Origin of the sequence: Streptomyces camponoticapitis, from assembly GCF_014646115.1 — a bacterium.
GTDB classification, from domain to species: Bacteria; Actinomycetota; Actinomycetes; order Streptomycetales; family Streptomycetaceae; genus Streptomyces; species Streptomyces camponoticapitis.
Map to the genome: position 1 here is coordinate 76,120 of NZ_BMMV01000023.1, position 24,139 is coordinate 100,258.

Consider the following 24,139-nt stretch of genomic DNA (forward strand, 5'->3'; position numbering starts at 1 on the left):
GTCCGTGGCGGTGGTTCGGTTCCCGGGGCCGTCGTGCTCAACCTCTCGGACGGGCCGCGTGCGCGGCCCGTCCGGCGGTGGCTCCGGGTCAGGCCAGCGCCCGTCCGAGCAGGTAGATCGCGGGGACGGCGACCGTGAGCGGCAGCGCGACCCCGGCCGTCATGTGCACGAAGCGCGAGGGGTAGTCGTAGCTCGCCACCCGCAGCCCGATCAGCGCGCACACACCGGCGCCGAGGCCCAGGAGCGCGCCCTGGCCGCCGATGTCCGTCAGTCCGCCCACCGCGACTCCGGCTCCGGCGGCGGCCGCGAGCGCGACCACGATCGAGACGAAGCCCGGCAGCGGGAGCGCGCGGGCGACGGTCGCTGCGGCGACGGCGATCGCGCCGACGGTCACGGCGTCCGGCGTGACGGCGAGATTCCCGGTGGCGATGATGGCGAGCGAGGCCGAGGCGACGGTGGCCATCAGGCCCTGCATGCGTTCGTCGGCACCGGCGTAACTGCGCAGTTGCAGGACGACCGTGAGCAGCACCCACGCGCCGAGCGTGCCGAGGATCGCCGCGAGCGCGTGCTCCTCGTCGACCGCGAGCACCGCGGCATCGGCGACGAGCGCGCCGGCGAAGGCGAGCGCGATGCCCTGACGGGCGGGCCACATGCCGTTCAGCCGGAACCAGCCTGCGGCGGTGACGGCCTGGAGGATGACGAGCGGGACGACCAGCGCGTACGGGCCGAGTGCCGCGCCGCCCGCGAGCAGCAGGCCGAGCACGGCGGTGAGCCCGGCGGGCTGGATGCCGGGCGGGATGATCGGTGACCGGCCCTCGGCGCGGGCGCGCTGGGCGTCGGTGATGCGTGCGTTGCCCATGGTGGTGGGCGGGCTGTAGCTGTCGGCGGCGGGAGTGGGGGCGGGGGCGGCCGGGACCGGAGCCGGAGCCGGCGACTGGGCCGACTGCTGGTAGGGCGGGTGGCCGTTGGCCGGGACCTCCGGCGGCAGCGGGTAGGCGCCGGACTGCTGCGGCAGATAGGCCGTGTCGGCGGCGGCCTGATGCGGGTGGGGCTGCTGCGGGTGGGGCTGCTGGTACTGGACCTGCGGCTGGTACTGGGTGTCCCAGGTCTGGCCTTCCCAGGTCTGCGCGCCCTGCCCGTTGCCGGGCTCCTGGTGCGCGGGCTCGGGGAACGAGGACTGCGGGTACGAGCCGTCCTGGTACGAGGGGTCCTGGTACGGCTGCTGCTGGGGCTCGTACGACTGGGCCGGTCCCGGTACGCCGTACTGCTGCTGCCCGTACTGCCCGGAGTCGTAGCTCCGGTCGTGACCGTGACGGCCCGGGCCCTGCTGCCCGTGACCCTGCTGTCCGTACCCGCGATGCTGGTCGTGCTGGTCGTTGCTCATGCTCTGCTGTTCACCCTCCTGCGAACGGCGGGAGCACTTCGACCGTGCCGCCCTCGGCAAGCCGTACGGTCTCATGCCCGCGGGTCCCGACGGGGTCACCGTCGACGAGGAACGAACACCTCTGGAGTACGCGGACCAGCTCACCCGGGTGTTTCTCCCGTGCGACGTCGAGCGCCTGAGCCAGGTTGTCCGCCGCGTAAGGCTCTTCGGCGACGCCCGCCGCCGCCTTGGCCGCGGCCCAGTAGCGGATGGTTCCCGCTGCCATGGCGCACTCCTCCCGCTAATTTCTCGGCAATATTCCCGTCGGATTCTGTTCGCCTCCGTCGGGACTCCATGATGGCCGATCCCCAGCCCCGCCATGGCATCCGTGGCCGCCGGGGTCTCCCGGGGGCCGGCCGGCGGAACCGATGACTCGCTGTCCGCACCCTCTGACAGCGAGCGTCCGTGGGTTATTCTCCTCCGGAAGAGGATCCGGGCAATGTAGCCCCCGGGTCCTTTTGCGCTTTCCGACCCCAGGGCGCGGGCCGGTCAGTGGTGCCACATACGCCCCCACCCCTTCACCGGTGTGGGAGGTGCCCCCTTGCAGGGACCGAGGAGGAACCGACGTAATGGGCGAACCAACGATGCAGACATGTGATTACTGTCCGACCCAGGCAGGTGGGCGGCGATGAGTTCTCTGCTGCTGCTCACCAACGCTCTCCAGCCGTCGACGGAGGTGCTGCCCGCCCTCGGACTCCTTCTCCACCACGTGCGGGTGGCCCCGGCCGAGGGACCGGCCCTCGTCGACACCCCGGGTGCCGACGTCATACTGATCGACGGCCGGCGCGACCTGCCCCAGGTGCGCTCGCTCTGCCAGTTGCTGCGCTCCACGGGACCCGGCTGCCCGCTGGTCCTCGTGGTGACCGAGGGCGGCCTCACCGCCGTCACCGCGGACTGGGGCTTCGACGACGTCCTGCTCGACACCGCGGGCCCGGCCGAGGTCGAGGCACGGCTGCGGCTGGTCACCGGGCGCCAGCAGATCTCCACGGACGACTCCCCGATGGAGATCCGCAACGGTGATCTCTCGGTGGACGAGGCGACCTACAGCGCGAAGCTGAAGGGGCGGGTCCTGGACCTGACCTTCAAGGAGTTCGAGCTGATCAAGTATCTGGCGCAGCACCCGGGCAGGGTGTTCACGCGCGCCCAGTTGCTCCAAGAGGTCTGGGGCTACGACTACTTCGGCGGTACGCGGACGGTCGACGTGCACGTACGGCGGCTGCGCGCGAAGCTCGGCCCCGAGCACGAGTCGCTGATCGGGACCGTCCGCAACGTCGGGTACCGCTTCGTCACACCGGAGAAGGTCGAGCGCGCGGCCGAGGAGGCGAAGGCGAAGGCCATCGCGGAAGCGGCGGCGAAGGTGAAGGCGACGCGGCCCCCGGCCGAGGCGCGCGAACAGGCGCCGGATGATGGGGGAGAAGGCTCCCGCGAGGCGGTCCGGAGCATGTCGCGGGCCGCGGACGACGACACCACTCATTCGGTTGACACGTCCGACGTACGCGAAGGGGCCGTCCGGCCTGCCGGGAGGTAGTTCACCACGCGTAGACTGCCGCGCGTGGCCAAGGTGACGCGGGACGACGTGGCACGACTGGCGGGAACTTCGACCGCGGTCGTCAGTTACGTCATCAACAACGGACCGAGGCCGGTCGCCCCGGCCACGCGCGAGCGTGTACTCGCCGCGATCAAGGAGTTGGGCTACCGGCCCGACCGGGTCGCGCAGGCGATGGCGTCGCGGCGGACCGACCTCATAGGGGTCGTCGTGCCCGACGCGCGCCAGCCGTTCTTCGCGGAGATGGCGCACGCGGTCGAACAGGCCGCCGCCGAGCGCGGAAAGATGGTGCTCGTCGGCAACTCCGACTACCGCAACGAGCGCGAGGTCCACTATCTGCGGGCCTTCCTCGGCATGCGGGTCTCCGGGCTGATCCTGGTCAGCCAGGGCCCGAGCGAGCGGGCGGCGGCGGAGATAGAGGCGTGGGACGCCCGCGTCGTACTGCTGCACGAACGGCCCGAGGGCATCGACGACGTCGCCGTCGTCACGGACGACATCGGGGGCGCCCAGCTCGCCACCCGCCATCTGCTGGAGCACGGCTATCCGTACGTGGCGTGCCTCGGCGGCGTCGAGTCGACCCCGGTCGTCGGCGACCCGGTGACCGACCACGTCGAGGGGTGGCGCCGGGCGATGCGGGAGGCCGGGCTGTCGACGGAGGGCCGGCTCTTCAAGGCGCTCTACAACCGTTACGACGCCTACAACGTCGCGCTGACCCTCCTGGCCGGCCCCGACCGTCCCCCGGCGATCTTCTGCTCCACCGACGACCAGGCGATCGGCGTCCTCCGCGCGGCCCGCGAACTGCGCATCGACGTCCCCGGCGAACTGGCGGTGGCCGGCTTCGACGACGTCAAGGAGGCGGGCCTCACGGACCCCCCACTGACGACAGTCTCCTCCGACCGCCCGGCGATGGCCCGGGCGGCCGTGGACCTGGTGCTGGACGACGGCCTGCGGGTGGCGGGTTCCCGCAGGGAACGGGTGAAGCAGTTCCCGTCGGCGCTGATCGTCAGGCGCTCGTGCGGCTGTTCCTGAGCGCGTGACCGCCCCCGCGGGGGCGGGTCCGCCGTCGGCGGCGTTACGCGGAGCGCAGGAGCCGGGCGAGCCAGTGGGTGCGGGTCCGGCGGGCCGTCGCCGAGATCTCCGCCTGCGGATACAGGGCGTCGAAGCCATGAAATCCCCCTGCCCAGACATGGAGTTCGGCCTGGCCGCCGGCTGCCCATATACGGGAGGCGTAGTCGGTGTCCTCGTCGCGGAACACTTCGGCGGAACCGGTGTCGATGTAGGTGGCCGGCAGGCCCGAGAGGTCCTCGGCCAGCGCGGGTGAGACGTACGCGGGCACCTCGCCGTCGCTGAGACCGCCGAGGACGGAGCGCCATCCGAACTCGTTCATCTCGCGGGTCCAGACGCCCGGGTCACCGGAGAACTGGCGGCTGGAGACAGTGGTGTTGCGGTGGTCGAGCATCGGGCAGATCAGCATCTGACCGGCGATCGCGGGGGTCCCCAGGTCGCGGGCCAGCAGCGAGACACCGGCGGCGAGACCGCCGCCCGCGCTGGCGCCCGCGACGACGATCCGGGCGGGATCGACGCCCAGTTCGGCGGCGTGTTCGATGACCCAGAGCAGTCCCTGGTAGCAGTCGTCGACGAGGGTGGTGCCGGTGGCCTCCGGAGCGAGCCGGTAGTCCACGGAAACGACGACAGCGCCGAACTCGTCCAGCCACTCCAGCGGGATGTCGATCTGTGAGAAGCGGTCGCCCATGACCATTCCGCCGCCGTGCATCCAGTAGACGCAGGGGGCCGCGGTGGTGCGGTCGCGGTGGGTGGGCGTGAAGACCGACAGGGGGATCGGCGTGCCGTCATCGGCCGGCACGGTCACTTCGCGCAGATCGGCGTTCCGGTCGGCGAGGAGGGAGTCGACGGGGGGCGAGGGGTACTGGCGCAGTTGCGCGAGAATCTCCGTGCTGAGCTGGGACATCAGCGGCATCTCGGCAAGCAGGTCGCGGAGTTCGGGGTCCAGGGCGGGGCGTGCTGCGGTCATGGCCGTTGGCCTTCCATGGGATGGTGCGGGACGCTCGGGCGGGCGTGCGGCCGTCGACGACGGGAGCCGGGACGACGGGAGCCGGGACGGCGGACCGGGGATCAATCCCCGGGGGGTCAGAAGGCGGCCTTGCCGCGCACCGGTACGTAGTCGGTGTACGCGGATTCCTCGGCCAGCAGTCCGCCGATCCGCGCCACGATGCGCTGCGCGGCCTCACCGGCGAAGACCCGGTGGTGGTCCTCCTCGCTGGTCCAGCCCTCGGTGACGTGGACGACGTCGGGATCGGACGCGGAACGCGAGACGAGGTAGACGACGCAGTGTTCGCTCGCGCCCGGACTCCCCTCGTCCAGACCGGTCAGCAGCAGGTCGACCAGGCGGTCGCCCATCCCGGTGCGGGCGGTCAGGGTGGCGTTGAATCCGTAGGTGACAGTCATGGGAATCTTCTCCTCGGTGGTGGAGTGAACTGATTCCATTGAACTTCCCTGACCTGCGAAAATGTTAGAACTATCCTTCCTTCCACTTGCACAATCCTCGCAAGCTTGAGGACCACGGCGGGAAATGGTGCTGCAATGGAGACATGCCCCTCGATGAGCTCCGCAGCCTGCTGACCCGGCACGCCCGCCCCGACTGGACCACCGCCGTCGACGGCGTCCTCATCTCGAAGGTCGACCGGGCGGATCCGCCGGCGCCCTCCATGTCCGGCACGGTGCTCGCCGTCATCGCCCAGGGCGCCAAACGGCTCGCGCTGGGCGACCGGGTCTACGAGTACGGTCCGGGGCAGTTCCTGGTCGCCTCCGTCGACCTGCCCGTAACCGGACAGTTCCTCCGGGCCGACCCCGAGCAGCCGGCCCTCGGCTTCGGGCTCCTGCTGGAGCCGTCCGCCGTCGCCGAACTCCTGTTGCAGGCGGGGCCCGGTGACACCCCGCGCGCCGGCGCGGGCACACCGTCGGGGATCGCCGTCGGCGACGCGCCGCCCGCGCTGCTCGACGCGGTGGTCCGGCTGCTGCGCCTGCTGGACGAACCCCGCGACCGCGCCGTGCTGGCCCCGCTGGTCAAACGCGAGATCCTGTGGCGCCTGATCACCGGCGAGCAGGGCGCGGCGGTGCGCCAGCTGGGCCTTGCCGACAGCGGTCTCAGCCATGTCTCCCGCGCCGTGCGCTGGATCCGCGAGCACTACGCCGAACCCTTCCGGGTCGAGGACGTGGCACGCCGGTCCGGCATGAGCGCCTCCGCGTTCTACCGCAACTTCCAGGCGGTGACCGCGCTGAGCCCCATCCAGTTCCAGAAGCAGATCCGCCTCCAGGAGGCCCGGCTGCTGCTCGCCACCCACCCCGGCGACGTGACGGGAGTCGGCCTCCGCGTGGGCTACGACAACCCGTCACAGTTCAGCCGCGAGTACCGCCGCCAGTTCGGCTCACCCCCGAGCCAGGACGCGGCCCGCCTGCGCGGCGCGGTACGCACTCCGGCGGGCGCCATGACCTGAGCACTGCTAAAACGGGTGGCGGCGGCCATGACCGACTTCACCGGTCAGGACTCGCTCGCTCCGGGTCACTCGGGTGTGAACTCGTACCGCAACTCGTAGAGATGGCCCGCCTTGGCCATCACGGTTACCTCGACGGGCCGCTCGTCGTCGCCGTACACCACGCGCAGCGTCCGCAACACGGGCAGGGAGCCGGGCAGTTGGAGTGTTTCGTACTGCTCCTGCGTCGGTATGCGCGCGGAGACGTGGTCGACGCCGAGCCGGGGCGGATGGCCGAGCGCCGTCAGCAAGGTGGGTGTTCCGCCCTTGATCCGGCGGTGCTCGGCCAGCGGGGTGCCGCGGGCGATGTCGGGCGGGTAGTAGGCGTGGACCAGCTCCACCGGGTCGCCGTCGAGGGTGAGCACCTGCTGTCGAAGGACCGCCGTGCCCTCGGCGGGCAGGCGCAGGGCCGCCGCGACGTCCGCCGGCGGCGTCACCTCCCTGACGGCGAGAAGCGTGCTCCGGGCTTCGCCGCCTCGTTTCGCGGTCTCGGCGAGCCAGGGATAGGGGTCGGCGCCGCTCGCGGCCGGGGCCATGGAGTCGGCGGCGCGGACGGTCAACTGCCTGTGCTCCCGTACGGTGACGGAGGCTCCCGCGCGACCCACGACCAACCGCTCGCTCTTGAGGAGTTGCAGGGCCTTCTGCACTGTGGCGTTCGAGGCGTCGAATCTCTCCTTGAGCCGCGCGGTGGACGGCAGGCTGGCGCCGGGGGCGAGATCGCCGGTCATGATCTCCTCACGCAGATCGGCGGCGATCCGCTCGTGGAGGGAGCGCCGGTCGTATCTGCTCTCGTCATCGCGCGGCACGGTCGTCATCCGATCCCGATTTCGTAGCGCAGCCGCTGCCGGTGCGCGGGCATGGTCATCACATCGGCCTGGATGGGCCGTTCGGCGGCGTCGAAGGTGACCCGGACCAGCCGGAGCACCGGCTCGCCCGGCTCGGTACGGAGCGTTTCGCGCTCCTGTTCGTCGGGCATCCGGGCGGTCACGTCTTCCTGGACGCGTACGCCGGTGTGCCCCAGTTCGGCGAGGAGGGTGACGGCGCCGCCGGGGATCTTCGCCGTCCCGGCGAGACGCGTACCGCGCGCGATCGATGCGGGGTAGTACGTGTCGGTCAGCTCGCAGGGCTCGTCCTCCAGGAACATCACCCGCCTCCGCACGACGACGACCTCGCCCGGGGTGACCCCCAACAGCTCGGCCACCTCGTGCGACGCGCCCACCTCGCCCGCACTGACGATCCGCTGCCCACCCCGCAGCCCTCGGGCCGCCAACTCGCCGCCCCACGCGTCGGGTCGGTTTTCACCCTGTGGTGTCAGATACGGCATCGAGGTACTGACCCACGCGCCGGCGCTCATGACGTCCTCCTGTGCTGCTGACCGGGATCCCGACCTTGCCGCTTTACACAGTAAGCGACTCGGCTCGCCCTCAGCCCGCGTCGCGACCTTGCTGCTTTTCGTGAATAGCGGTACGGTTTCCGGCATCGTACAACCCAGTTCGGGAGGTCGGCTGATGGGGCAGGTCGAGGGCGGCGCGGTGGTGCTGCGGTGGCGACGGCATCCGAGTTCGGTGGGACTGGCGCGCCTTGAGCTGCGCAAGGCGCTGGCCGTGTGGGGATTGTCGGCACTGGAGGACTCGGCGGTCCTGGTGCTGTCGGAGCTGGTCACCAACGCGGTGCGGCACGCTCGCGTACCAACGGGCCGGGAGATCGAGACGCGCTTCCTGCCGTCGGGGCTCCCGGCCCCCGATGGACTGCGGATCGAGGTGCATGACGCCTCCGCCCTGCGGCCGTACCGGCGAACAGAAGATCCGGACGCATGCGACGGGCGTGGTCTCCCCATCGTGGACGCGGCCGACGCGTGGGGCGTCTCCGACCGGGCCGGCGTCGGCAAGATGGTCTGGGCGGTGTGGCGCTCCCCCGGCAGCGGGGACGGCGGCGGCCGCGGTGTCTGACCTGCCGGGTCGCCGCAGGCCCTTTACATGGGACATACACGGTTCTGTCGGGCTTCTCAGGGCGTTTTCAGACTGCTCTCATCTTGCGGGCGGACTCTCGGAGACATGGACGACAACTACCGTCGCGGCGGCGACGAAGACGCGAACCAGCAGGTCCACGGCGGTCAGGCGTACCCGCCGCCGCCTCCGTACCACCCGGGTGGGGCGCCGCAGCACCCGCACTGGGGGTGGTCGGCCGGCGCTCCGGCGCATGTTCCCGCTCATGCCCGGCGCGCCAAGCGGCCTGTCGGGTTGCTCGCCGCCGCCGCGTTCGTCGCGGCCGTCGTCGGTGGGGGGACCGCCGCGTTGACCGAGACGTTGACCAACAACTCCGCGGACGCCGCCACGAGCACCGTCAGCGGTACGACCGTGTCGCAGAGCAGCAAGGGCACCGTCGCGGGCGTGGCCGCGGCCGTGTCCCCCGCCATCGTGGAGATCACCGCCGCGTCCGGCTCCGGGCAGTCCACCGGCTCCGGTGTGGTCATCACCGGTGACGGCGAGATCGTGACCAACAACCACGTCGTCGCGGGCGCCGACACCGTGAAGGTGCAGCTCAGCACCGGTAGGACCTACACCGCGGACGTCGTGGGCACCAGCCCCGACAAGGACCTCGCGCTGATCGAGCTCCAGGGCGCGAGCGGTCTCAAGACGGCGGCCCTCGGCGACTCCGACAGTGTCAGGGTCGGCGACGAGGTCGTGGCGATCGGCTCGCCCGAGGGTCTGACCGGGACCGTGACCAGCGGTATCGTCTCCGCGCTCGACCGGGACGTCACCGTGTCGAAGGAGCAGGGCGGGCAGCAGCAACAGCAGGGCGGTGGCGGCGGCGACCGGTGGCCGTTCGAGTTCGGCGGTCAGCAGTTCAACGGCGACACGGGCTCGTCCACGACCACGTACAAGGCGATCCAGACCGACGCGTCGCTCAACCCGGGCAACTCCGGTGGTGCGCTGATCAACATGAACGGCGAGATCATCGGCATCAACTCCGCCATGTTCTCGGCGAGCGGGTCCGGCGGCGACAGCTCGACGGCCGGCAGCGTCGGTCTCGGCTTCTCCATCCCGGTCAACACGGTCAAGGCCGACCTGAGCGAGCTGCGCGCCGGGTAACAGCGGCCGAGGCGCACCTGACGTGCGAGGCTGAAGCGCGCAAGAGACCCCAGGCCGTGAGAGAAAGAGCGACGACATGAGCCCCGCCGAAGGCGATCCGCAACGCGTCCTGATCGTCGACGACGAGCCCGCCGTCCGCGAGGCGCTCCAGCGCAGCCTCGCCTTCGACGGGTACGGGACCGAGGTCGCCGTCGACGGTGTCGACGCCCTCGCGAAGGCCGCCGCCTACCAGCCCGACCTGATCGTCCTCGACATCCAGATGCCGCGCATGGACGGCCTCACGGCGGCCCGCCGGCTGCGCGCCACCGGATCGACCGTGCCGATCCTGATGCTCACCGCGCGCGACACGGTCGGTGACCGCGTCACCGGGCTCGACGCGGGCGCCGACGACTACCTGGTGAAGCCCTTCGAGCTGGACGAGCTGTTCGCCCGTATCCGCGCGCTGCTGCGCCGCAGCTCGTACACGGGCTCGGCGGGCGGCGAGCTGCCGCAGGACGACGTCCTGGCCTTCGCCGATCTGCGGATGGACCTGGCGACGCGCGAGGTCACGCGCGGCACCCGCCGGGTGGAGCTGACCCGTACCGAATTCACCCTTCTTGAGATGTTCCTCGCACACCCGCGCCAGGTGCTGACGCGCGAGCAGATCCTCAAGGCCGTCTGGGGCTTCGACTTCGAGCCGAGCTCCAACTCCCTCGATGTGTACGTGATGTATCTGCGGCGTAAGACGGAGAGCGGCGGCGAGCCGCGGCTGGTGCACACGGTGCGCGGGGTGGGTTACGCGCTGCGCGCGGACGGCGCGCCCTCGGGGGCCGGCGGCCACGGCGGTTCCGAGTGACCTCTCTCGCCCGGCGGTTGCGTACGCTGCCCCTCCGCTCCCGCCTCGCGATGCTCGTCGCCACCGCCGTCGCCGTGGCCGTGGCGGCGGCGGCCGTCGCCTGCTGGCTGCTGACCCGCGCGCAGCTGGAGGCGGAGCTCGACAACTCGCTCCGCAACACCTCGGCGCCCCTCAATCTGGTGACGGACGCGCTGAGCAGGTGCAACGTGCATGAGACTTCCCCGGAGAGCTCCGGCTTCGCCTACGTCCAGATCGTCCTCCTCGACGGCGGCCGGTGCGTGGACGCCTCGTCCCAGCCGGTGAAGGTGCTGTCCTCGGACGTGGCCGTGGCCCGCGGCTCGCAGCAGAGCACGCTGCACGACTCCACCACCGCGGACGGCGCGGCGGTGCGCGTACACACCCAGCGGGTCATCGTCGGCCGGGGCGGCGAGCAGGTCACCGTCTCCGTCTCGCGCCCCCTCGGCGAGATCGACTCCTCCCTGAACCGGCTCGCCCTGCTGCTGACCGCCGTCGCCGGCATCGGTGTCGTCGGGGCGGGCGCGGCCGGGCTCTGGGTCGCCAGGACCGGTCTGCGGCCGGTCGACGGGCTGACCCGCGCGGTCGAACACGTCGCGCGGACCGAGGACCTGAGCCTGCGTATCCCCGCCGAGGGCGAGGACGAGATCGCCCGTCTCTCCCGCTCCTTCAACTCGATGACGGCCGCGCTCGCCTCCTCGCGCGACCGCCAGGCGCAGCTCATCGCCGACGCGGGCCACGAACTGCGTACGCCGCTGACCTCGCTGCGTACGAACGTCGAACTGCTCGCCCGCAGCGAGGAGACCGGCCGCGCGATCCCCCCGGAGGACCGTACGGCGCTGATGGCGTCGGTGAAGGCGCAGATGACGGAGCTGGCCTCGCTGATCGGGGACCTCCAGGAGCTGTCCAGGCCGGACGCCTCCGATCCCGGCCCGCTCCAGGTCGTCGCGCTGCACACGATCGTGGAGAGCGCGCTGGAACGCGCCCGGCTGCGCGGGCCGGACCTGACGATAGAGGTGACGCTGCGGCCCTGGTACGTACGGGCGGAGCCGGCCGCGCTGGAGCGGGCACTGGTCAACGTCCTCGACAACGCGGTGAAGTTCAGCCCGCCCGGCGCGGCCGTCGAGGTCGCGCTCAGCGCCCAGGGCGAGTTGACGGTACGGGACCACGGCCCCGGCATCCCGGCGGAGGAGCTCCCGCACGTCTTCGAACGCTTCTGGCGCTCGCCCTCCGCGCGAGCGCTGCCCGGTTCGGGCCTCGGGCTGTCGATCGTGGCGCGCACGGTGCAGCAGGCGGGTGGCGAGGTCGCACTGCGCCCGGCGGCGGGCGGCGGCACGGTGGCGGCGATCCGCATCCCGGGCGCGGCTACCCCGCCGCCGGGCCGGCCGGGCACATAGGCCCGGTCGGCGCGCCCGCTCACCGAGCGGGCGGCGCGGTCAGTGCGCCTCGCGGACCCAGTCCCGGTAGTGCGTGGCCGCCAGGTGCGCGTCCGGCCCGGGAAGGAGCACCTCTCCGTCGATCACCGCGAACATGCCCGCCTGGTCGTCGACGACGACGTTCCGCGTGTCGCCCTGTGCCTCCAGGGTGATCCTGCCGAGCTCGTCGAGCGGGAAGCGGTCGGGTCCCGCGATATTGCGGACTCCGCCGAGCGGCGCGCCGGTGGCGACCTCGAAGACGGCCGACGCGACGTCCGCGGAGGCCATCGGCTGGATCGGGGTCACGGGCAGCCGGACGGTCTCGTCGTCCGAGGTCCAGGACATGACCGCGTTCATGAACTCGAAGAACTGGGTGGCGCGGACGATCGAGTACGGCGTCGGCCCCTGCCGCAGCAGCTCCTCCTGGAGCGCCTTGGCCCGGTAGTAGTCCAGCTGCGGCACCTGCTCCACGCCCACGATGGAGAGGATGATCTGGTGCCCGACGCCGGCCTTCTCCCCCGCGGCGAGCAGGTTGCCCATGGAGGTGCGGAAGAAGTCGAGGGACTTGTCGTCGAAGGTCGGCGAGTTGGCCAGGTTGACCACGACCTGGGCACCCTCCAGCGCCTCGTCCAGGCCCTTCCCCGTCAGCAGGTCGAGGCCGGTCGACAGCCCCGCGGGGAGGGCCTCGTGTCCCGCGTCGGTCAGCTTCCTGACCACCTGCGTACCGATCAGTCCGGTCCCGCCGATCACCGTGAACTTCATCTCTGCCACCTCTCACGGCACGCCGACGGGCGCACGGGGTGCGCGCGGGACGCACCCTTAACTCGGATACTCCTTGTCCGAGATGATAGTCGGATATCCTTTGTCCGAGTCAAGCGGAGGGAGGCGCAAGCGTATGAAGTTGTCAGGCGGAGTCGAGTGGGCGCTGCACTGCTGCGTGGTTCTGACCACGGGGACGGAGCCGGTGCCGGCGGCACGGCTCGCGGAACTGCACGATGTGTCCGGCAGCTATCTCGCCAAACAGCTGCAGGCGCTCTCCCGCGCCGGACTCGTCACCTCGGTCCAGGGCAAGGCGGGCGGATACGTCCTGACCAGGGCCCCGGAGCTGATCACGGTCCTCGATGTGGTCACGGCGGTCGACGGCGACCGGCCCGCGTTCGTCTGCACGGAGATCCGGCAGCGCGGCCCGCTGGCCTCGCCGCCGGAGGCCTGCACGCGGCCCTGCGCGATCTCCCGCGCGATGGCGGGCGCCGACGCCGCCTGGCGAGAGGCACTGCGGGCGATATCCGTCGCGGACCTCGCCAAGGGCGTCGAGGAGGACTACGGCGCCGGCGCGCTCGGGGGAATCCGCGCCTGGCTGACCGGGCCGGGCGACGGTGACGCGTCGCTTCCCACGCGCTGATCGCCGCGCCGGCCCGTCCTCCGGAAGGGCCGCCCGGTCGGACGAGCCCTCCGACTTGCGTACGTGTGTCAGCCGTTGTGGCGGATCAGTGAGTCCACCAGCCCGCCCCTGGTCTCCGGGAAGTCCATCGGCACGATGCCGAGACCGCGCCAGCCCGCGGCCTCCGAACTGTCGATCAGCGTGTGCACCCGCGGGTTCAGCCGGTCGGAGTTCCAGCGGATGGGCAGGAGCGCCGCCGTGCTGACGAAGTTGATGAACTGCTTGCCCGGCTGCTGTACGGCCTTACGGAAGTGCGCCTCGATCTTGGGGTACTTGGCGCCCGGCTCCGCCATGTAGTCGTCCTGGATGTCGAAGAGCCCGCCGTCCCCGTACCGCACCCCCGGCATCCCGCCGCTGTCCGCGAGCAGCACGACCTTGCCGCGCGCCTCGCCGAGCGCGGGCAGGTCGCTGTCGAGCCGGAAGAGGGAACGCCAGCCCTTCCCGTCCAGATAGGTGTCGAAGATCCGCCGGAACTCGGCGTCGCTCTCCGTCGAGTACTCCTGCTTGAGACGCATCAGGACGGTCTCCGAGGGATGCGCCCGGAGGAAGTCCCGGCAGGCGCCGAGGACATCGTCGAAGTTGAGATTCTGGTAGTACGCGCCGTGGTGGATCGGGAAGGCGTTCTCGAACGCCCGGCAGCGCACGTCCAGGAACCGGACGCCGGTGTTCAACTGCTCGGCGACGGTGGTCCCCTGACAGGCGACGTACGCACCGCCGACGCGTGCGCCGGAGTTGTGCGTACCGGGGAGGGTGAGGCGCTGTACGGGGGTGGAGTCGCCGATCCCGGCGAGCCAGTCGGAGGGGGCGAGAGCACGCCGGACCTTCGCGCGTGAGGCGCTGGGGGCGGCGGTCGCGGAGCCCGTACCGACGAGTGCGGTGGCGGAGAGCGCGAGGGCGCCGGCGAGGATCCCTCGGCGGCCAAGTCCGTTGCTGGTGGGGGGTGTTGATCCGCTGTCTGTGACCATGCGCCGAATTATGGCGTGTTCACATCACACCCGGACAGGGTCGGCGGACGGCGATCGGCTCACACCGGAGGGCCCACTCCCCAAAGCCCGCCGAGCACTCGCACGGCGGACCCGGGGCATCACCGTCAGCCCGAGCTGACGGGCGCGGTTACTTGCCGCCACCACCGCTCGGGGCGGGATCGCGCGGCGCCTCGGGAGGCTTGGGGCCTCCGTCGTGCTTGCCGCCGTCGTCGGCCGCGAGGCTGACTCCGCCGGGCATGTCCCGCGCGTGACGGAACGGAACGCCCCGCCACTCCTCGGCGTCCGGCGTGCGCGTCTCGTAGGTGTCGAGGGTCCCTGCGCTCATACGCCGACCTCCTCTTTCATAAAGGGCCGCGCCGCCGTACGGTCGACGGCGTGACCGGTGAACCGTGAGGCTTGAGCCCCACGGGCTGGCCATCCGCCCCGGCCATGCGACCTGTCCAGGGTTCCCACCGGCCGGGGCGGACGTCTGACGGTCTTCGGCTCTCTCAGCCGAGCCGTGACGACGCGTGGGGCAGCGCACGATCCCGCTCGACGGGCGGCAACTCCTCACCGAGCGCACGTCCAACCCGTTCGCACCAGAACGCGGTGAGCGGCGGGCCGGGTTGACGCGGTTCACGCATGCCGGGGCTCCTGGGTACGCGGCGGGTAGCCGCCCCCTGCCTGCGGCCGGCGTGACGAGCGGCGAGCAGGGGGCGGCCCTTCGAATCCCTCCCCAACTGGCGCAGAAGCGGGGAGCGATGGGTCGAAGTTAGCGTTTGCTGTGTCCGCGTATCAAGTGTTTGACCTCTAACGGGTGATACAGAAACCACCAACGGGCGGCCCCCACCTGCGCCGGTGGGAACCGCCCGTCGTGAACGCGCCGCGCGTCAGGCGAGACTGTCGAACTCGCCCTCCTTGGCACCGTCGAGGAAGGCGCGGAGCTTGGCCCGGGTGGTGTGGATGACCACGCCGGGGTTGTCGCTCTCACGCATCAGGATCTCGCCGTCGTGCTCTGCCAGTTCGAGGCAGTTGCTACCTTCAGCATCGGTTGATTTAGAAGACTTGCGCCACTGAATATCCATTTCTCACGCCTTCATACTTGTTGTGCGATTCTACGGATGAAGTCCCGCGAGCTCTCCGGATCAAGCGATCGCTCCTCGGTCCGGTTCAGCTTTGCTCGATAGTTCGCAAGACGCGTCTCGGCATCCAGGAATGCGATCCCTGTCGCGTTGTCTGTCTGCACGGTGTCCAGCTGCGCCACTGTCCCGTACACGTATTGTGTCGAACTGCCCGCATCCGGGAATCCGCCTGCGGAGAAAGGGATCGCCCGGACGGTGACATTGTCCCGCTCCGACTCCGTCAGCAGGTAGTCGAGCTGCGCGCGAGCCACTTTGGAGCCCCCATAGGTCATGCGCAGTGCGGTTTCATGAATCAGGAACGTGCAGGTCGGCGGAGCCTCCCGGTCCAGGACGTCACGCCGTTTCAGCCGATGGGACAGCTGACGGCGCAGGCTCGCCGGACTCAGTGTCGGCACGGCCTCGGCGAAGACTGCTCGCACATAATCCTCGTTCTGAAGCAGACCCGGCATATGCATGATCTGCACCGCACGAATTGCCACCGCATGGTGCTCCAGCTCCGCCAGATCGAGCGCCCCGCTCGCCAAGTCCCCGCGGTAGTCCTCCCACCAGCCGGTGATGCGCTCCGCGGCCATCGCGGCGAGTGCGTCCACGTACGCGGCATCGGGGCACGCGTAGTGGCCGGCCCAGGTGCGCACGCGTTCCGGGCTCACGCCGAAGCGGCCCGATTCGGTGTTGCTGATGGTGGTGCGGTCCGTACCCAGCACCTCCGCGGCCTGGGTCATGGAAAGGCCGGTGTGCTCCCGGATCTTGCGCAGCTCGGTACCCAGGCGGCGCTGTCGCGCCGTGAGTGCCTTCCTCGGTGCCATCGACCTCTCCTTTTGTCGGGCTTCAGTCTGGCCTGCGACCCACACCACAATCCACTTGGTTACCCAGTATATCGAGTTGGGTACAACACGTTATGGATGCAGGGTACTGTCCTCCCAGCACCGCGCCACGCGTCACCGGCTCGAAGTGCCGCCGCGCAAGCGCGCCCAAGTCCGGCCCCCGCGTTGGGAGACGACGACATGACGCCCACCACCCTCACACCAACCCCCGTACCGCCCCCGCCTCCTCAAGGCGGGGAGACCTACCGGCTGGCCGTACCCAACACGGCCTCCGCACCCAAGATCGCGCGGGAATTCCTCGGCACACTGCTCCGCGTCAGCAGGCACGACGCGCTCACGGACGACGCCCACCTCTGCGTCACCGAGCTCGTCACGAACGCACACCGGCATACGCGAACCCACCTGATCGGCGTGACCGTCACCGTCAACCGGCGCCGGATCACCGTGTACGTGACCGACGACATGCCGTGGTCCCTGCCCGTACCCAACACCACCCCCGCCGAGCACGAACTCGGCTGCGGCCAGGGCGTGTTCCTGCTGGAGAGCGTCGCGGAGACATGGGGGGCGACCATCTACGGGGGCCTCTCGCCCAGCCACAAGGCCGTCTGGTTCACCCTCGCGCGACCACACGCGGCCGTGTAGTGCTCGCCGAACTCACCAGCCCGTACGGGGACTTCTTCCTTGTCGCCCTCGTTCTGGGCGTGATCGCCGCTGGGATCTCAATTAATCAAGTTTGACTAGTGGGCGGAGCGGGCATACACTCCACGCGAGCGATCTAGTCAAGCTTGACCAATGACACATGGGAGACATGCATGCCCCTTCTGCCCGACACCGGATACACCCCTTCGGCCGCCGAACTCGCCTCTGTCGATGCCTGGTTCGCCGCGTACGACGCCCACAGCGCCAAGCGTGAGATCGAACGGATGGCGGACCTCGCCGTCTTTCCGCTCAACCTCGTCAGCGACGACTCGGCCGGCGAGGGCGCGTCCGCGCAGTGGGACAGGGAGCAGTTCGTCGCGACGATGACGCAGGTGATGGGTGGGAGCGGGGACGGGGACCTCACGTTCGACTCCGTACGTACGCCCGTCTTCCTCAGCTCAGCCATGGTCGTCGTCTTCACCGACTCCACGATGACGACGGCCGGTGGCGAGACCCAACAGCTGCGCTACGCCGACGTGTTGATCAAACGTAACGGGGAGTGGGCGTTCCAGACGATGATCCAGGGCGGCTGGGGCGACAACCTCCGCTGACAGGCTCGGCGAGCCGCCCGCCCGGAGACGAATGACGCATCATTCCCTATCTTCCCCTTAGAGAACTCAGAAAGGACGTTTACGGTAGTATCCGTACGCATGGAGAGTGATGAGCGCGAGCTGTACTCGGTCGGCGAGGTCGCCGACCGACTCGGGTTGCATGTGCGGACCGTGCGGAACTACGTCCGCGACGGGCGGCTGAAGGCTGTGCGGATCGGCAAGCAGTACCGCATCAGCCGGGCGGACTTCGAGGCGCTGGCCGGGCTCGCGGAGAGCGAGGGGGCCTCGGCCGCCACGCCCCGGGCGCGGCACGTGGAGGTGTCGAGCATCGTGCAGATCGACTCGGTCGGACCGGAGTCCGCGAGCCGGCTGAGCACGTTTCTGACGGCGAGCGCGCAGTCCGCGCGGGGTGCGGCGCACTCCCTGCGTATCCAGACCGTCTACGACCAGGAACGGGGCCGTATGAAGATCGTGATCCTCGGTGACGCCGCCGAGACCGCCGACGTGCTGCGCCTGCTCGACAGCGTGCTCGGGCCGGACAACGATCTGCTGCCCCCCGAGGCGGGGGAGGCGGACCGTGCCTGAGTCCCTGGAGAAGCACGGCGTGTCCGTGCTGGTGCTCGACGCCGACGGCACTCCGATCGCCACCGTGCAGGACGCGCTCGACCTCCTGGTGAGCGCCTCCTACGAGGGAGCGGAGCTGGTGGCGGTCCCGGCGGGGCGGTTCGACGACAGCTTCTACGACCTCAGCAGCGGTCTGGCCGGGGAGGTTCTCCAGAAGCTCGCCAACTACCGGCTGCGGCTGGCGGTGTTCGGTGACATCTCGCGCCATCTGCGGGCCAGCAAGGCCCTGCCCGACCTCGTACGGGAACTGAACCGCGGCCGGGACGTCTGGTTCGTGACGGATCTGGACGAACTCGACGCGCGGCTGTCCGGATAGCCCACGCAGGCGGAAGGGCGGCGGGACGGATGTCCGTCCCGCCGCCCTCCGGCGTGCCGTGCGGTACTGGCTACTTGATGACGGTGATCCGGTCCGTCGCCGGCGGCGCCAGCGGCGCCTCGGCCGTGGAGTGCGCCGCCAGGTAGGCGTTGAACAGGTCCAGGTCGGCCGGGCCGACCAGCTTGTTCGTGCCCTGGCCCAGGGCCGCGAAGCCGTCGCCGCCGCCGCCGAGGAACTCGTTCATCGCGACGCGGTACGTCTTCGCCGGGTCCAGCGCCTCGCCGTTCAGCTTCACCGAGTCGGTGACGATCCGGTCGGCGCCCGCCTTGGTCATGTCCAGGGTGTACGTGAAGCCCTTGGAGACCTGGAGGATCTTGTTGGACGCCTCGTTGGAGCCGCTGACCTGCTGCTGAAGAGCGGTGATGATCTGCGCGCCGGTGAGGTCGACGACGTTCATCATGTTGGTGAACGGCTGCACGGTGAAGGCCTCGCCGTACGTCACCACACCGTCGCCCTCGCCGCCCGACGCCGCGTACACGAGGTCGGCACGGATACCGCCCGGGTTCATGAACGCGAGCTGCGCGCCGCCCTTGTCGGCCGGAGCCAGGCCTTCGAGCTGCGCGTCGGCGATGACGTTGCCGAGGGGCTGCTCCGGGGTGCCGGCGCCGCGGCCGTTGATGTCCGCGGAGATGAAGCCCTGCGGGGCACCGGCGATCGGCGCCGCCGTCTTGTTCCAGCGGGCGATCAGGTCGGTCATGTCCTTGGCCTTGGCCTGGTCACGGCTGACGACGTGGTTGGCCGACTGCACCTTCGTACGGACGATGTCCTTGGTCCGCAGGTCGTAGGTGAGCGTGGTGTCGGTGTAGACCTTGCCGAACGACGACGCCGAGGTCACCATGCGGTCGTTGCCCGCCGGGTCCGGCACGGTGCACGCGTACGCCTGGTGCGTGTGGCCCGTGACCAGCGCGTCGACCTTGGGCGTGATGCCCTTCGCGATGTCGACGATCGGACCCGAGATGCCGTCACCGGGGCCGGGGCTGTCGCAGTCGTAGTTGTACGAGGTGGAGGCCGGGGCCCCGCCCTCGTGGATCAGCGCGACGATGGACTTGACGCCCTGGCGGTCGAGCTCCTTGGCGTACTTGTTGACGGTCTCGATCTCGTCGTGGAACTTCAGGCCCTTGACACCTTCGGCGGTGACGATGTTCGGGGTGCCCTCCAGGGTCACTCCGATGAAGCCGACCTTGACGCCGTTCTTCTTCCAGACGGTGTACGGCTTGAGGACCGGCTTCCCGGACTTCTCGTACGTGGCGTTGGCCGCCAGGTAGGGGAAGTCGGCGCCCTTGAACTTCTTGCCCTTCTCGTAGCAGCCGTCCGTCGGGTGACAGCCGCCCTTCTGAAGGCGGGTCAGCTCCGTGGAGCCCTCGTCGAACTCGTGGTTGCCCACGGCCGTGACATCGAGGTCCATCTTGTTGAGCGCCTCGATGGTGGGCTCGTCGTGGAAGAGCCCCGACAGCAGCGGGCTCGCGCCGACCATGTCGCCGGCGGCGGCGGTGATGGAGTACGGGTTGCCCTTGCGCGCGGTACGCAGCGAACTCGCCAGGTATTCGGCACCACCGGCGGGAACGGCCTTGACCGTGCCGTCGGCCTGGATCTCGTTGACATTCCCGGAGGACCCGGCCGGCGGCTCCAGGTTCCCGTGCAGATCGTTGAAGGAGAGCAACTGAACATCCACGGTGCGGGGCTTGGGGTGCCCGTGCCCATGGCCGTGCCCGTCGCCCCACCCCTGCGCCCCGGCGGGCGCGGCGGCGGCGAGTGCGCCGAACGTGGCGAGTCCGGCCACGACGGCCAGCACCCGCCGGGCCGCGCGGTTTTTCTGTGGTGTCGCTGACATCGGTCCCCTTGTTGCTTCCGCTTGTAGGTTCCGTGCGAGGGAGAAGAGCTGCGAGCGGCAGCCTAAAGTCCACGCGCGTAGAGCAACAGGGGTGTTCTGGTTACGACCTGGTTGCCAATGGCCGTCATGGGGCGGTCTCGTGCGCGGCGCGCACGTACGGGCCAGCTCAAGGTCAACACGGAACTGATGCCCGGTGCCGGCGATCCGGCCCGGATCGCCGGCAACGTCCCTCGCCCCGGGGCCGACGGCGATCGGGCGCGAATCCGGGGGATCGCGTGGGGGCGCCGTACCCTCGACGCATGAATGAAACGGCAGCCCCCGACCCGGGCCGGCAGATCGACACCCTTGACGAGATCACCCCTGAGCAGGCACGGGACGTCCTCGAACTGCTCGACGCGGCAGCCCGTTCCGACGGGGCGCAGGCCGTGTCCGAGCAGGGGCGGTTGCAGTTGCGTGGGGGGCCGAGGGTCGGGGTGCGGCATTTCCTGCTGACCGTCGACGGGGAGCTGCTGGGGTACGCCCAGTTGGAGGACACCGATCCCGTCGAGGCGCCGGCCGCCGAGCTGGTCGTACATCCGTCGCACCGGGGGCGCGGGCACGGGCGGGCGCTCGGGACCGCGTTGCTGGCCGCGTCGGGGAAGCGGCTGCGGGTGTGGGCGCACGGCGGCAAGTCGGCCGCCCGGCATCTGGCGCAGGTGCTTGGGCTGTCCATGTTCCGTGAACTGCGCCAGTTGCGGCGGCCGTTGGAGCCACTGGACATCACGGAGCCGGTGCTGCCCGACGGTGTCACCGTCCGTACCTTCGTACCCGGTCAGGACGACGCCGCCTGGCTCGCCGTCAACGCCGCCGCCTTCGCCCACCACCCCGAGCAGGGCGGACTCACCCAGCGCGATCTCGACGACCGCGTGGCCGAGCCGTGGTTCGACCCGAAGGGCTTCTTCCTGGCCGAGCGGGACGGGCGGCTCGTCGGCTTCCACTGGACCAAGGTGCACGCCGAGGAACAGCTCGGCGAGGTGTACGTCGTCGGCATCAGCCCGGAGGCCCAAGGCGGCGGTCTCGGCAAGGCGCTCACCGCGATCGGGCTGCGGCACCTGGCCGGGCGGGGACTGCCGACCGCGATGCTCTACGTCGACGCCGACAACACGGCCGCCGTGACGGTCTACGAGCGCCTCGGCTTCGCGACCCACGAGGTCGACCTCATGTACCGCACGGAGTCGTAGAAGCCCCCCGGAACAAGTACCCGAAGGGGCGGTGGAGTTGACACCGCCCCTTCTTCGTCTCATGCTTTCACCACTTCCCTAGTGAAAGGGTGCTTGCGGGTGATCGAATTCCGCATCGACCGGCGCAGCGGTATCGCCACATACCTCCAGATCGTCCAGCAGACCAAACAGGCCCTCAGGCTCGGCCTGCTCGAACCCGGCGACAAACTGCCCACGGCACGCGAGGTCGTGGAGGCCACCGCCATCAACCCCAACACCGTCCTCAAGGCCTACCGCGAGCTCGAACGCGAGGGCCTGGCGGAGGGCCGGCGCGGCCTCGGCACCTTCGTACGCGGCACCCTCGGCGGCGACTCGGCCGACCACCGCGCCCTGCGCGCCGAGTTGCGCGCCGAACTCGCCGCGTGGAGCGAACGGGCCCGCGCGGGCGGGCTGGAGAAGGACGACGTCACCGCGCTCTTCACCTCCGTCGTCGACGAACACTTCGACCGCCAGGACAACACCGACCACCAGAAACAGGGGGACCCCTCATGAGCGCCGCGGCGATCGAGGCGACCGGCCTCGGCAAGCGCTACCGGAAAAAGGGCCGCTGGGCCCTGCGCGACTGCTCGTTCCGCGTGCCCGCCGGCCGTGTCTGCGCCCTCGTCGGCCCCAACGGCGCCGGCAAGTCCACCCTCCTCGCCCAGGCCGCGGGGCTGCTGCCGGTCAGCGAGGGCAGCATGCGCGTCCTCGGCGAGCGTCCCGGCGACGCCCGCGACCGCGTCGCGTACGTCGCCCAGGACAAGCCCCTGTACGGGCAGTTGACGATCGGCGAGACCCTGCGCATGGGGCACGAGCTGAACCCCGGCCGCTGGGACGCCGAAACCGCCGAGCGGATCGTCGCCGAGGGCCGGCTGGACCCCGCCGTACGCGTGCGTACCCTCTCCGGCGGCCAGCGCACCCGTGTGGCCCTCGCCCTCGCCCTCGGCAAACGCCCCGAACTGATGCTGCTCGACGAGCCGATGGCCGACCTCGACCCGCTCGCCCGCCACCAGCTGATGGGCACGCTCATGGCCGAGGCCGCCACCCACGACACCACCGTCGTGATCTCGTCGCACATCCTCACCGAGCTGGAAGACACCTGCGACTTCCTGCTGCTCGTCGACGGCGGGCACATCCGGCTCGGTGGCGAGACCGAGGACCTGCTGACCGCCCACACGCTGGTCACCGGCCACGTCCGTGACCTCGCGCCGCACACGGTCGTCGAGTCCCGGACCACCGGCCGCCAGCTCACCGCGCTGATCCGCCCCGAAGGACCGGTCGACGACGACTGGGGGACCCTGCACCCCTCCCTGGAGGACCTGTTGCTCGCCCATCTGCGCTCGCCCGACGCGCCCGTGCTCCTCACCCCCAGCGCCGAGCAGAGCGGCCGCACGGCGGTGACGGCATGAGCACGCTCCTCGAAGAAAGGCCCCCCGCCCCAAAGACCACGGCCGCGCGACCCGGACTGCGCGGCCCGCTCCGGGTCTCCGTACGGCAGCACCGCGTCGCCCTGCTGATCGGCGCGGGCGCGCTTCTCGCGGGAGTACTGGTGCTCGTCGCGCTCCGGATCTGGGCCGGGAGCGTCGCGGACGACTTCGCCGCGACGGGCTGCACGCTCTCCGGACCCGACCGCCGGGAGTGCTTCCCGACGTCTCGGGCCTTCAGCGACGACATGCTCTTCTTCGACCAGGTGGTGACGTACGGCAGCTACGCCCTCCAGTTCCTTCCCGCCGTGATCGGCGCGTTCGTCGCCGGTCCCATGGTCGCGCGGGAGCTGGAGTCGGGGACGTACAAGCTGGCCTGGACGCAGTCGGTCGGCCCGGCCCGCTGGCTCGCCTCCAAGCTGCTGCCGCCCGCGGCGGCCGTGCTGCTGCTCGTCCCGGTACTGACGGCCGTCCGCGCGTGGGCCACCTCGTCGGTCCCCGACAGCAGCCCGTACCCGCCGACGCCGTGGTACGAGCCCACCACCTTCGTCTCGCTCGGCACCGCCCCCGCGGCGTACGCCCTGCTCGGGATCGCGGCCGGCGCGCTGGTCGGGCTGCTGGTCGCGCGTACCGTCCCCGCGATGTCCGTCGCCGTACTGGCGCTCGGCGGGGTGTTCCTGGCCATGAACCAGGTACGGGACCGTCTGTGGCCGACGGCGACCGCCACCGAATCCCTGGGCGGATATCCGTCCATCGGCGGGTCCTGGTGGTGGGTGGACGACGGACTCGTCACGACCGACGGCGACCACGTCAGCGGCATGGACTGCGTCGACGCGCTCCAGGAGGAACCGCGGTGCCTGGCCGACCTGGGCGCCATGGGCCGGTACGTGGACCACCACCCCGGCTCGCACTTCTGGCCGATCCAGCTGGTCGAGACGGGCATCGTGCTCGCCCTGACCGCGGCGTGCGTCCTCGCCGCGTTCACGGTGCTGCGCCGGCGGCACGGCTGACCGCCGGCGCACGCAGGGGCCGGTACCGGCCGGGGACAGGGTCCCGCCCGCCTCGGGGGGCGGGCGGGACCCGTACATCACTCCGTACGTTCACCCGTTCCCACCTCGTACGACCGTGTCCCGACCCCGTGGAGCCC

29 protein-coding genes are annotated in these 24,139 nt (G+C 70.6%); 16 read left to right on the plus strand and 13 right to left on the minus strand.

From position 1 onward, the window contains the following. Positions 1-88: 88 nt before the first annotated feature. Entirely contained in the window at positions 89-1,384 is a 1,296-nt protein-coding gene (locus IEY79_RS28860) for a hypothetical protein (RefSeq protein WP_189110564.1), read from the minus strand. Positions 1,385-1,394: 10 nt separating this feature from the next. Then, entirely contained in the window at positions 1,395-1,649 is a 255-nt protein-coding gene (locus IEY79_RS28865) for a MoaD/ThiS family protein (protein ID WP_189110565.1), read from the minus strand. Between the two features lie 402 nt (positions 1,650-2,051). Here IEY79_RS28865 and IEY79_RS28870 point away from each other — a divergent pair, with 402 nt between their 5' ends. Together IEY79_RS28870 and IEY79_RS28875 are read left to right on the plus strand one after the other, a co-directional pair. Next, positions 2,052-2,951, plus strand: coding sequence for a response regulator transcription factor (locus IEY79_RS28870; protein ID WP_229701204.1), 900 nt, complete (start codon positions 2,052-2,054; stop codon positions 2,949-2,951). Between the two features lie 24 nt (positions 2,952-2,975). Next, the gene (locus IEY79_RS28875) at positions 2,976-3,998 is read left to right on the plus strand and encodes a LacI family DNA-binding transcriptional regulator (protein ID WP_189110566.1); all 1,023 of its coding nucleotides are present in this window, start codon (positions 2,976-2,978) and stop codon (positions 3,996-3,998) included. A 43-nt stretch (positions 3,999-4,041) separates the two neighbouring features. On the opposite strand, the gene IEY79_RS28880 is transcribed toward IEY79_RS28875, so the two are convergent. After that, positions 4,042-5,001, minus strand: coding sequence for an alpha/beta hydrolase (locus tag IEY79_RS28880; protein WP_189110567.1), 960 nt, complete (start codon positions 4,999-5,001; stop codon positions 4,042-4,044). Positions 5,002-5,117: 116 nt separating this feature from the next. After that, positions 5,118-5,435: a putative quinol monooxygenase gene (locus IEY79_RS28885; RefSeq protein WP_189110568.1), complete on the minus strand. Its 318-nt coding sequence runs from the start codon at positions 5,433-5,435 to the stop codon at positions 5,118-5,120. Between the two features lie 143 nt (positions 5,436-5,578). On the opposite strand from IEY79_RS28885, the gene IEY79_RS28890 reads away from it, so the two are divergent. Next, the gene (locus tag IEY79_RS28890; RefSeq protein WP_189110569.1) at positions 5,579-6,484 is read left to right on the plus strand and encodes an AraC family transcriptional regulator; all 906 of its coding nucleotides are present in this window, start codon (positions 5,579-5,581) and stop codon (positions 6,482-6,484) included. Positions 6,485-6,549: 65 nt separating this feature from the next. On the opposite strand, the gene IEY79_RS28895 is transcribed toward IEY79_RS28890, so the two are convergent. Continuing rightward, complete coding sequence (locus IEY79_RS28895; protein ID WP_189110570.1) at positions 6,550-7,335, minus strand: GntR family transcriptional regulator; 786 nt, start codon at positions 7,333-7,335, stop codon at positions 6,550-6,552. After that, entirely contained in the window at positions 7,332-7,874 is a 543-nt protein-coding gene (locus IEY79_RS28900) for a GntR family transcriptional regulator (protein ID WP_189110571.1), read from the minus strand. Before IEY79_RS28900 ends, IEY79_RS28895 begins: the two co-directional genes overlap by 4 nt. Positions 7,875-8,028: 154 nt before the next feature. Here IEY79_RS28900 and IEY79_RS28905 point away from each other — a divergent pair, with 154 nt between their 5' ends. From IEY79_RS28905 to IEY79_RS28920, 4 genes are all read left to right on the plus strand, one after another. Continuing rightward, a complete protein-coding gene (locus tag IEY79_RS28905; RefSeq protein ID WP_189110572.1) occupies positions 8,029-8,469 on the plus strand; it encodes an ATP-binding protein in 441 nt (146 codons plus the stop codon). Between the two features lie 105 nt (positions 8,470-8,574). Then, positions 8,575-9,612 (plus strand): S1C family serine protease, encoded by a 1,038-nt coding sequence (locus IEY79_RS28910; protein ID WP_189110573.1) that lies wholly within the window; start codon positions 8,575-8,577, stop codon positions 9,610-9,612. Positions 9,613-9,688: 76 nt separating this feature from the next. Beyond that, positions 9,689-10,447: a response regulator transcription factor gene (locus IEY79_RS28915; RefSeq protein WP_189110574.1), complete on the plus strand. Its 759-nt coding sequence runs from the start codon at positions 9,689-9,691 to the stop codon at positions 10,445-10,447. After that, on the plus strand, positions 10,444-11,859 hold the full coding sequence (locus tag IEY79_RS28920; RefSeq protein ID WP_229701205.1) for a sensor histidine kinase: 1,416 nt from the start codon (positions 10,444-10,446) through the stop codon (positions 11,857-11,859). Before IEY79_RS28915 ends, IEY79_RS28920 begins: the two co-directional genes overlap by 4 nt. Before the next feature lie 39 nt (positions 11,860-11,898). Here the strand turns inward: IEY79_RS28920 and IEY79_RS28925 are convergent, their stop codons facing one another. Further along, positions 11,899-12,639 carry an SDR family oxidoreductase gene (locus tag IEY79_RS28925; protein ID WP_189110575.1) on the minus strand — a complete coding sequence of 247 codons (741 nt, stop codon included), beginning with the start codon at positions 12,637-12,639 and terminating at the stop codon, positions 11,899-11,901. 133 nt (positions 12,640-12,772) lie between these two features. Here IEY79_RS28925 and IEY79_RS28930 point away from each other — a divergent pair, with 133 nt between their 5' ends. Beyond that, positions 12,773-13,279, plus strand: coding sequence for an RrF2 family transcriptional regulator (locus IEY79_RS28930; RefSeq protein WP_189110576.1), 507 nt, complete (start codon positions 12,773-12,775; stop codon positions 13,277-13,279). Positions 13,280-13,347: 68 nt separating this feature from the next. On the opposite strand, the gene IEY79_RS28935 is transcribed toward IEY79_RS28930, so the two are convergent. The 5 genes from IEY79_RS28935 to IEY79_RS28950 all read right to left on the minus strand — a co-directional run bounded on the left by IEY79_RS28935 (position 13,348) and on the right by IEY79_RS28950 (position 16,231). Then, a complete protein-coding gene (locus IEY79_RS28935) occupies positions 13,348-14,283 on the minus strand; it encodes a phosphatidylinositol-specific phospholipase C (RefSeq protein WP_189110577.1) in 936 nt (311 codons plus the stop codon). Between the two features lie 148 nt (positions 14,284-14,431). Further along, a complete protein-coding gene (locus tag IEY79_RS28940) occupies positions 14,432-14,629 on the minus strand; it encodes a hypothetical protein (protein WP_189110578.1) in 198 nt (65 codons plus the stop codon). A 163-nt stretch (positions 14,630-14,792) separates the two neighbouring features. Continuing rightward, positions 14,793-14,927: a hypothetical protein gene (locus IEY79_RS38080; RefSeq protein ID WP_268240617.1), complete on the minus strand. Its 135-nt coding sequence runs from the start codon at positions 14,925-14,927 to the stop codon at positions 14,793-14,795. A gap of 246 nt (positions 14,928-15,173) precedes the next feature. Then, positions 15,174-15,368, minus strand: a complete 195-nt coding sequence (locus IEY79_RS28945; RefSeq protein WP_189110579.1) for a DUF397 domain-containing protein — start codon at positions 15,366-15,368, stop codon at positions 15,174-15,176. A gap of 11 nt (positions 15,369-15,379) precedes the next feature. After that, positions 15,380-16,231 carry a Scr1 family TA system antitoxin-like transcriptional regulator gene (locus IEY79_RS28950; RefSeq protein WP_189110580.1) on the minus strand — a complete coding sequence of 284 codons (852 nt, stop codon included), beginning with the start codon at positions 16,229-16,231 and terminating at the stop codon, positions 15,380-15,382. 198 nt (positions 16,232-16,429) lie between these two features. Here IEY79_RS28950 and IEY79_RS28955 point away from each other — a divergent pair, with 198 nt between their 5' ends. The 4 genes from IEY79_RS28955 to IEY79_RS28970 all read left to right on the plus strand — a co-directional run bounded on the left by IEY79_RS28955 (position 16,430) and on the right by IEY79_RS28970 (position 18,439). Continuing rightward, the gene (locus tag IEY79_RS28955) at positions 16,430-16,891 is read left to right on the plus strand and encodes an ATP-binding protein (protein WP_189110581.1); all 462 of its coding nucleotides are present in this window, start codon (positions 16,430-16,432) and stop codon (positions 16,889-16,891) included. A 170-nt stretch (positions 16,892-17,061) separates the two neighbouring features. Then, on the plus strand, positions 17,062-17,499 hold the full coding sequence (locus IEY79_RS28960) for a Cif family virulence factor (RefSeq protein WP_189110582.1): 438 nt from the start codon (positions 17,062-17,064) through the stop codon (positions 17,497-17,499). A 99-nt stretch (positions 17,500-17,598) separates the two neighbouring features. Then, on the plus strand, positions 17,599-18,084 hold the full coding sequence (locus tag IEY79_RS28965; protein WP_189110583.1) for a helix-turn-helix domain-containing protein: 486 nt from the start codon (positions 17,599-17,601) through the stop codon (positions 18,082-18,084). Further along, positions 18,077-18,439 (plus strand): DUF4180 domain-containing protein, encoded by a 363-nt coding sequence (locus IEY79_RS28970; protein ID WP_189110584.1) that lies wholly within the window; start codon positions 18,077-18,079, stop codon positions 18,437-18,439. Before IEY79_RS28965 ends, IEY79_RS28970 begins: the two co-directional genes overlap by 8 nt. A 70-nt stretch (positions 18,440-18,509) precedes the next feature. Here the strand turns inward: IEY79_RS28970 and IEY79_RS28975 are convergent, their stop codons facing one another. Next, positions 18,510-20,330 (minus strand): bifunctional metallophosphatase/5'-nucleotidase, encoded by a 1,821-nt coding sequence (locus IEY79_RS28975; RefSeq protein WP_189110585.1) that lies wholly within the window; start codon positions 20,328-20,330, stop codon positions 18,510-18,512. Positions 20,331-20,629: 299 nt separating this feature from the next. Between IEY79_RS28975 and mshD the strand changes: the two genes are divergently transcribed. The 4 genes from mshD to IEY79_RS28995 all read left to right on the plus strand — a co-directional run bounded on the left by mshD (position 20,630) and on the right by IEY79_RS28995 (position 24,002). Further along, entirely contained in the window at positions 20,630-21,550 is a 921-nt protein-coding gene (gene mshD, locus IEY79_RS28980) for a mycothiol synthase (RefSeq protein WP_189110586.1), read from the plus strand. 99 nt (positions 21,551-21,649) lie between these two features. Further along, the gene (locus IEY79_RS28985; protein ID WP_189110587.1) at positions 21,650-22,081 is read left to right on the plus strand and encodes a GntR family transcriptional regulator; all 432 of its coding nucleotides are present in this window, start codon (positions 21,650-21,652) and stop codon (positions 22,079-22,081) included. Then, positions 22,078-22,977: an ABC transporter ATP-binding protein gene (locus IEY79_RS28990; RefSeq protein ID WP_189110588.1), complete on the plus strand. Its 900-nt coding sequence runs from the start codon at positions 22,078-22,080 to the stop codon at positions 22,975-22,977. The genes IEY79_RS28985 and IEY79_RS28990 overlap by 4 nt, the downstream gene beginning before the upstream one ends. Then, a complete protein-coding gene (locus tag IEY79_RS28995; protein WP_229701206.1) occupies positions 22,974-24,002 on the plus strand; it encodes an ABC-2 membrane transporter-related protein in 1,029 nt (342 codons plus the stop codon). Before IEY79_RS28990 ends, IEY79_RS28995 begins: the two co-directional genes overlap by 4 nt. The last annotated feature ends 137 nt before the right edge of the window (positions 24,003-24,139 follow it).

What these genes read in the sequence shown, in the direction of transcription:
- IEY79_RS28860 (WP_189110564.1), bottom strand. Translation starts at nt 1,384, where the DNA reads ATGAGCAACGACCAGCACGACCAGCATCGCGGGTACGGACAGCAGGGT.
- IEY79_RS28865 (WP_189110565.1), bottom strand. Translation starts at nt 1,649, where the DNA reads ATGGCAGCGGGAACCATCCGCTACTGGGCCGCGGCCAAGGCGGCGGCG.
- IEY79_RS28870 (WP_229701204.1), top strand. Translation starts at nt 2,052, where the DNA reads ATGAGTTCTCTGCTGCTGCTCACCAACGCTCTCCAGCCGTCGACGGAG.
- IEY79_RS28880 (WP_189110567.1), bottom strand. Translation starts at nt 5,001, where the DNA reads ATGACCGCAGCACGCCCCGCCCTGGACCCCGAACTCCGCGACCTGCTT.
- IEY79_RS28885 (WP_189110568.1), bottom strand. Translation starts at nt 5,435, where the DNA reads ATGACTGTCACCTACGGATTCAACGCCACCCTGACCGCCCGCACCGGG.
- IEY79_RS28890 (WP_189110569.1), top strand. Translation starts at nt 5,579, where the DNA reads ATGCCCCTCGATGAGCTCCGCAGCCTGCTGACCCGGCACGCCCGCCCC.
- IEY79_RS28895 (WP_189110570.1), bottom strand. Translation starts at nt 7,335, where the DNA reads ATGACGACCGTGCCGCGCGATGACGAGAGCAGATACGACCGGCGCTCC.
- IEY79_RS28900 (WP_189110571.1), bottom strand. Translation starts at nt 7,874, where the DNA reads ATGAGCGCCGGCGCGTGGGTCAGTACCTCGATGCCGTATCTGACACCA.
- IEY79_RS28905 (WP_189110572.1), top strand. Translation starts at nt 8,029, where the DNA reads ATGGGGCAGGTCGAGGGCGGCGCGGTGGTGCTGCGGTGGCGACGGCAT.
- IEY79_RS28910 (WP_189110573.1), top strand. Translation starts at nt 8,575, where the DNA reads ATGGACGACAACTACCGTCGCGGCGGCGACGAAGACGCGAACCAGCAG.
- IEY79_RS28915 (WP_189110574.1), top strand. Translation starts at nt 9,689, where the DNA reads ATGAGCCCCGCCGAAGGCGATCCGCAACGCGTCCTGATCGTCGACGAC.
- IEY79_RS28925 (WP_189110575.1), bottom strand. Translation starts at nt 12,639, where the DNA reads ATGAAGTTCACGGTGATCGGCGGGACCGGACTGATCGGTACGCAGGTG.
- IEY79_RS28930 (WP_189110576.1), top strand. Translation starts at nt 12,773, where the DNA reads ATGAAGTTGTCAGGCGGAGTCGAGTGGGCGCTGCACTGCTGCGTGGTT.
- IEY79_RS28935 (WP_189110577.1), bottom strand. Translation starts at nt 14,283, where the DNA reads ATGGTCACAGACAGCGGATCAACACCCCCCACCAGCAACGGACTTGGC.
- IEY79_RS28940 (WP_189110578.1), bottom strand. Translation starts at nt 14,629, where the DNA reads ATGAGCGCAGGGACCCTCGACACCTACGAGACGCGCACGCCGGACGCC.
- IEY79_RS38080 (WP_268240617.1), bottom strand. Translation starts at nt 14,927, where the DNA reads ATGCGTGAACCGCGTCAACCCGGCCCGCCGCTCACCGCGTTCTGGTGC.
- IEY79_RS28945 (WP_189110579.1), bottom strand. Translation starts at nt 15,368, where the DNA reads ATGGATATTCAGTGGCGCAAGTCTTCTAAATCAACCGATGCTGAAGGT.
- IEY79_RS28950 (WP_189110580.1), bottom strand. Translation starts at nt 16,231, where the DNA reads ATGGCACCGAGGAAGGCACTCACGGCGCGACAGCGCCGCCTGGGTACC.
- IEY79_RS28955 (WP_189110581.1), top strand. Translation starts at nt 16,430, where the DNA reads ATGACGCCCACCACCCTCACACCAACCCCCGTACCGCCCCCGCCTCCT.
- IEY79_RS28960 (WP_189110582.1), top strand. Translation starts at nt 17,062, where the DNA reads ATGCCCCTTCTGCCCGACACCGGATACACCCCTTCGGCCGCCGAACTC.
- IEY79_RS28965 (WP_189110583.1), top strand. Translation starts at nt 17,599, where the DNA reads ATGGAGAGTGATGAGCGCGAGCTGTACTCGGTCGGCGAGGTCGCCGAC.
- IEY79_RS28975 (WP_189110585.1), bottom strand. Translation starts at nt 20,330, where the DNA reads ATGTCAGCGACACCACAGAAAAACCGCGCGGCCCGGCGGGTGCTGGCC.
- mshD (WP_189110586.1), top strand. Translation starts at nt 20,630, where the DNA reads ATGAATGAAACGGCAGCCCCCGACCCGGGCCGGCAGATCGACACCCTT.
- IEY79_RS28990 (WP_189110588.1), top strand. Translation starts at nt 22,078, where the DNA reads ATGAGCGCCGCGGCGATCGAGGCGACCGGCCTCGGCAAGCGCTACCGG.
- IEY79_RS28995 (WP_229701206.1), top strand. Translation starts at nt 22,974, where the DNA reads ATGAGCACGCTCCTCGAAGAAAGGCCCCCCGCCCCAAAGACCACGGCC.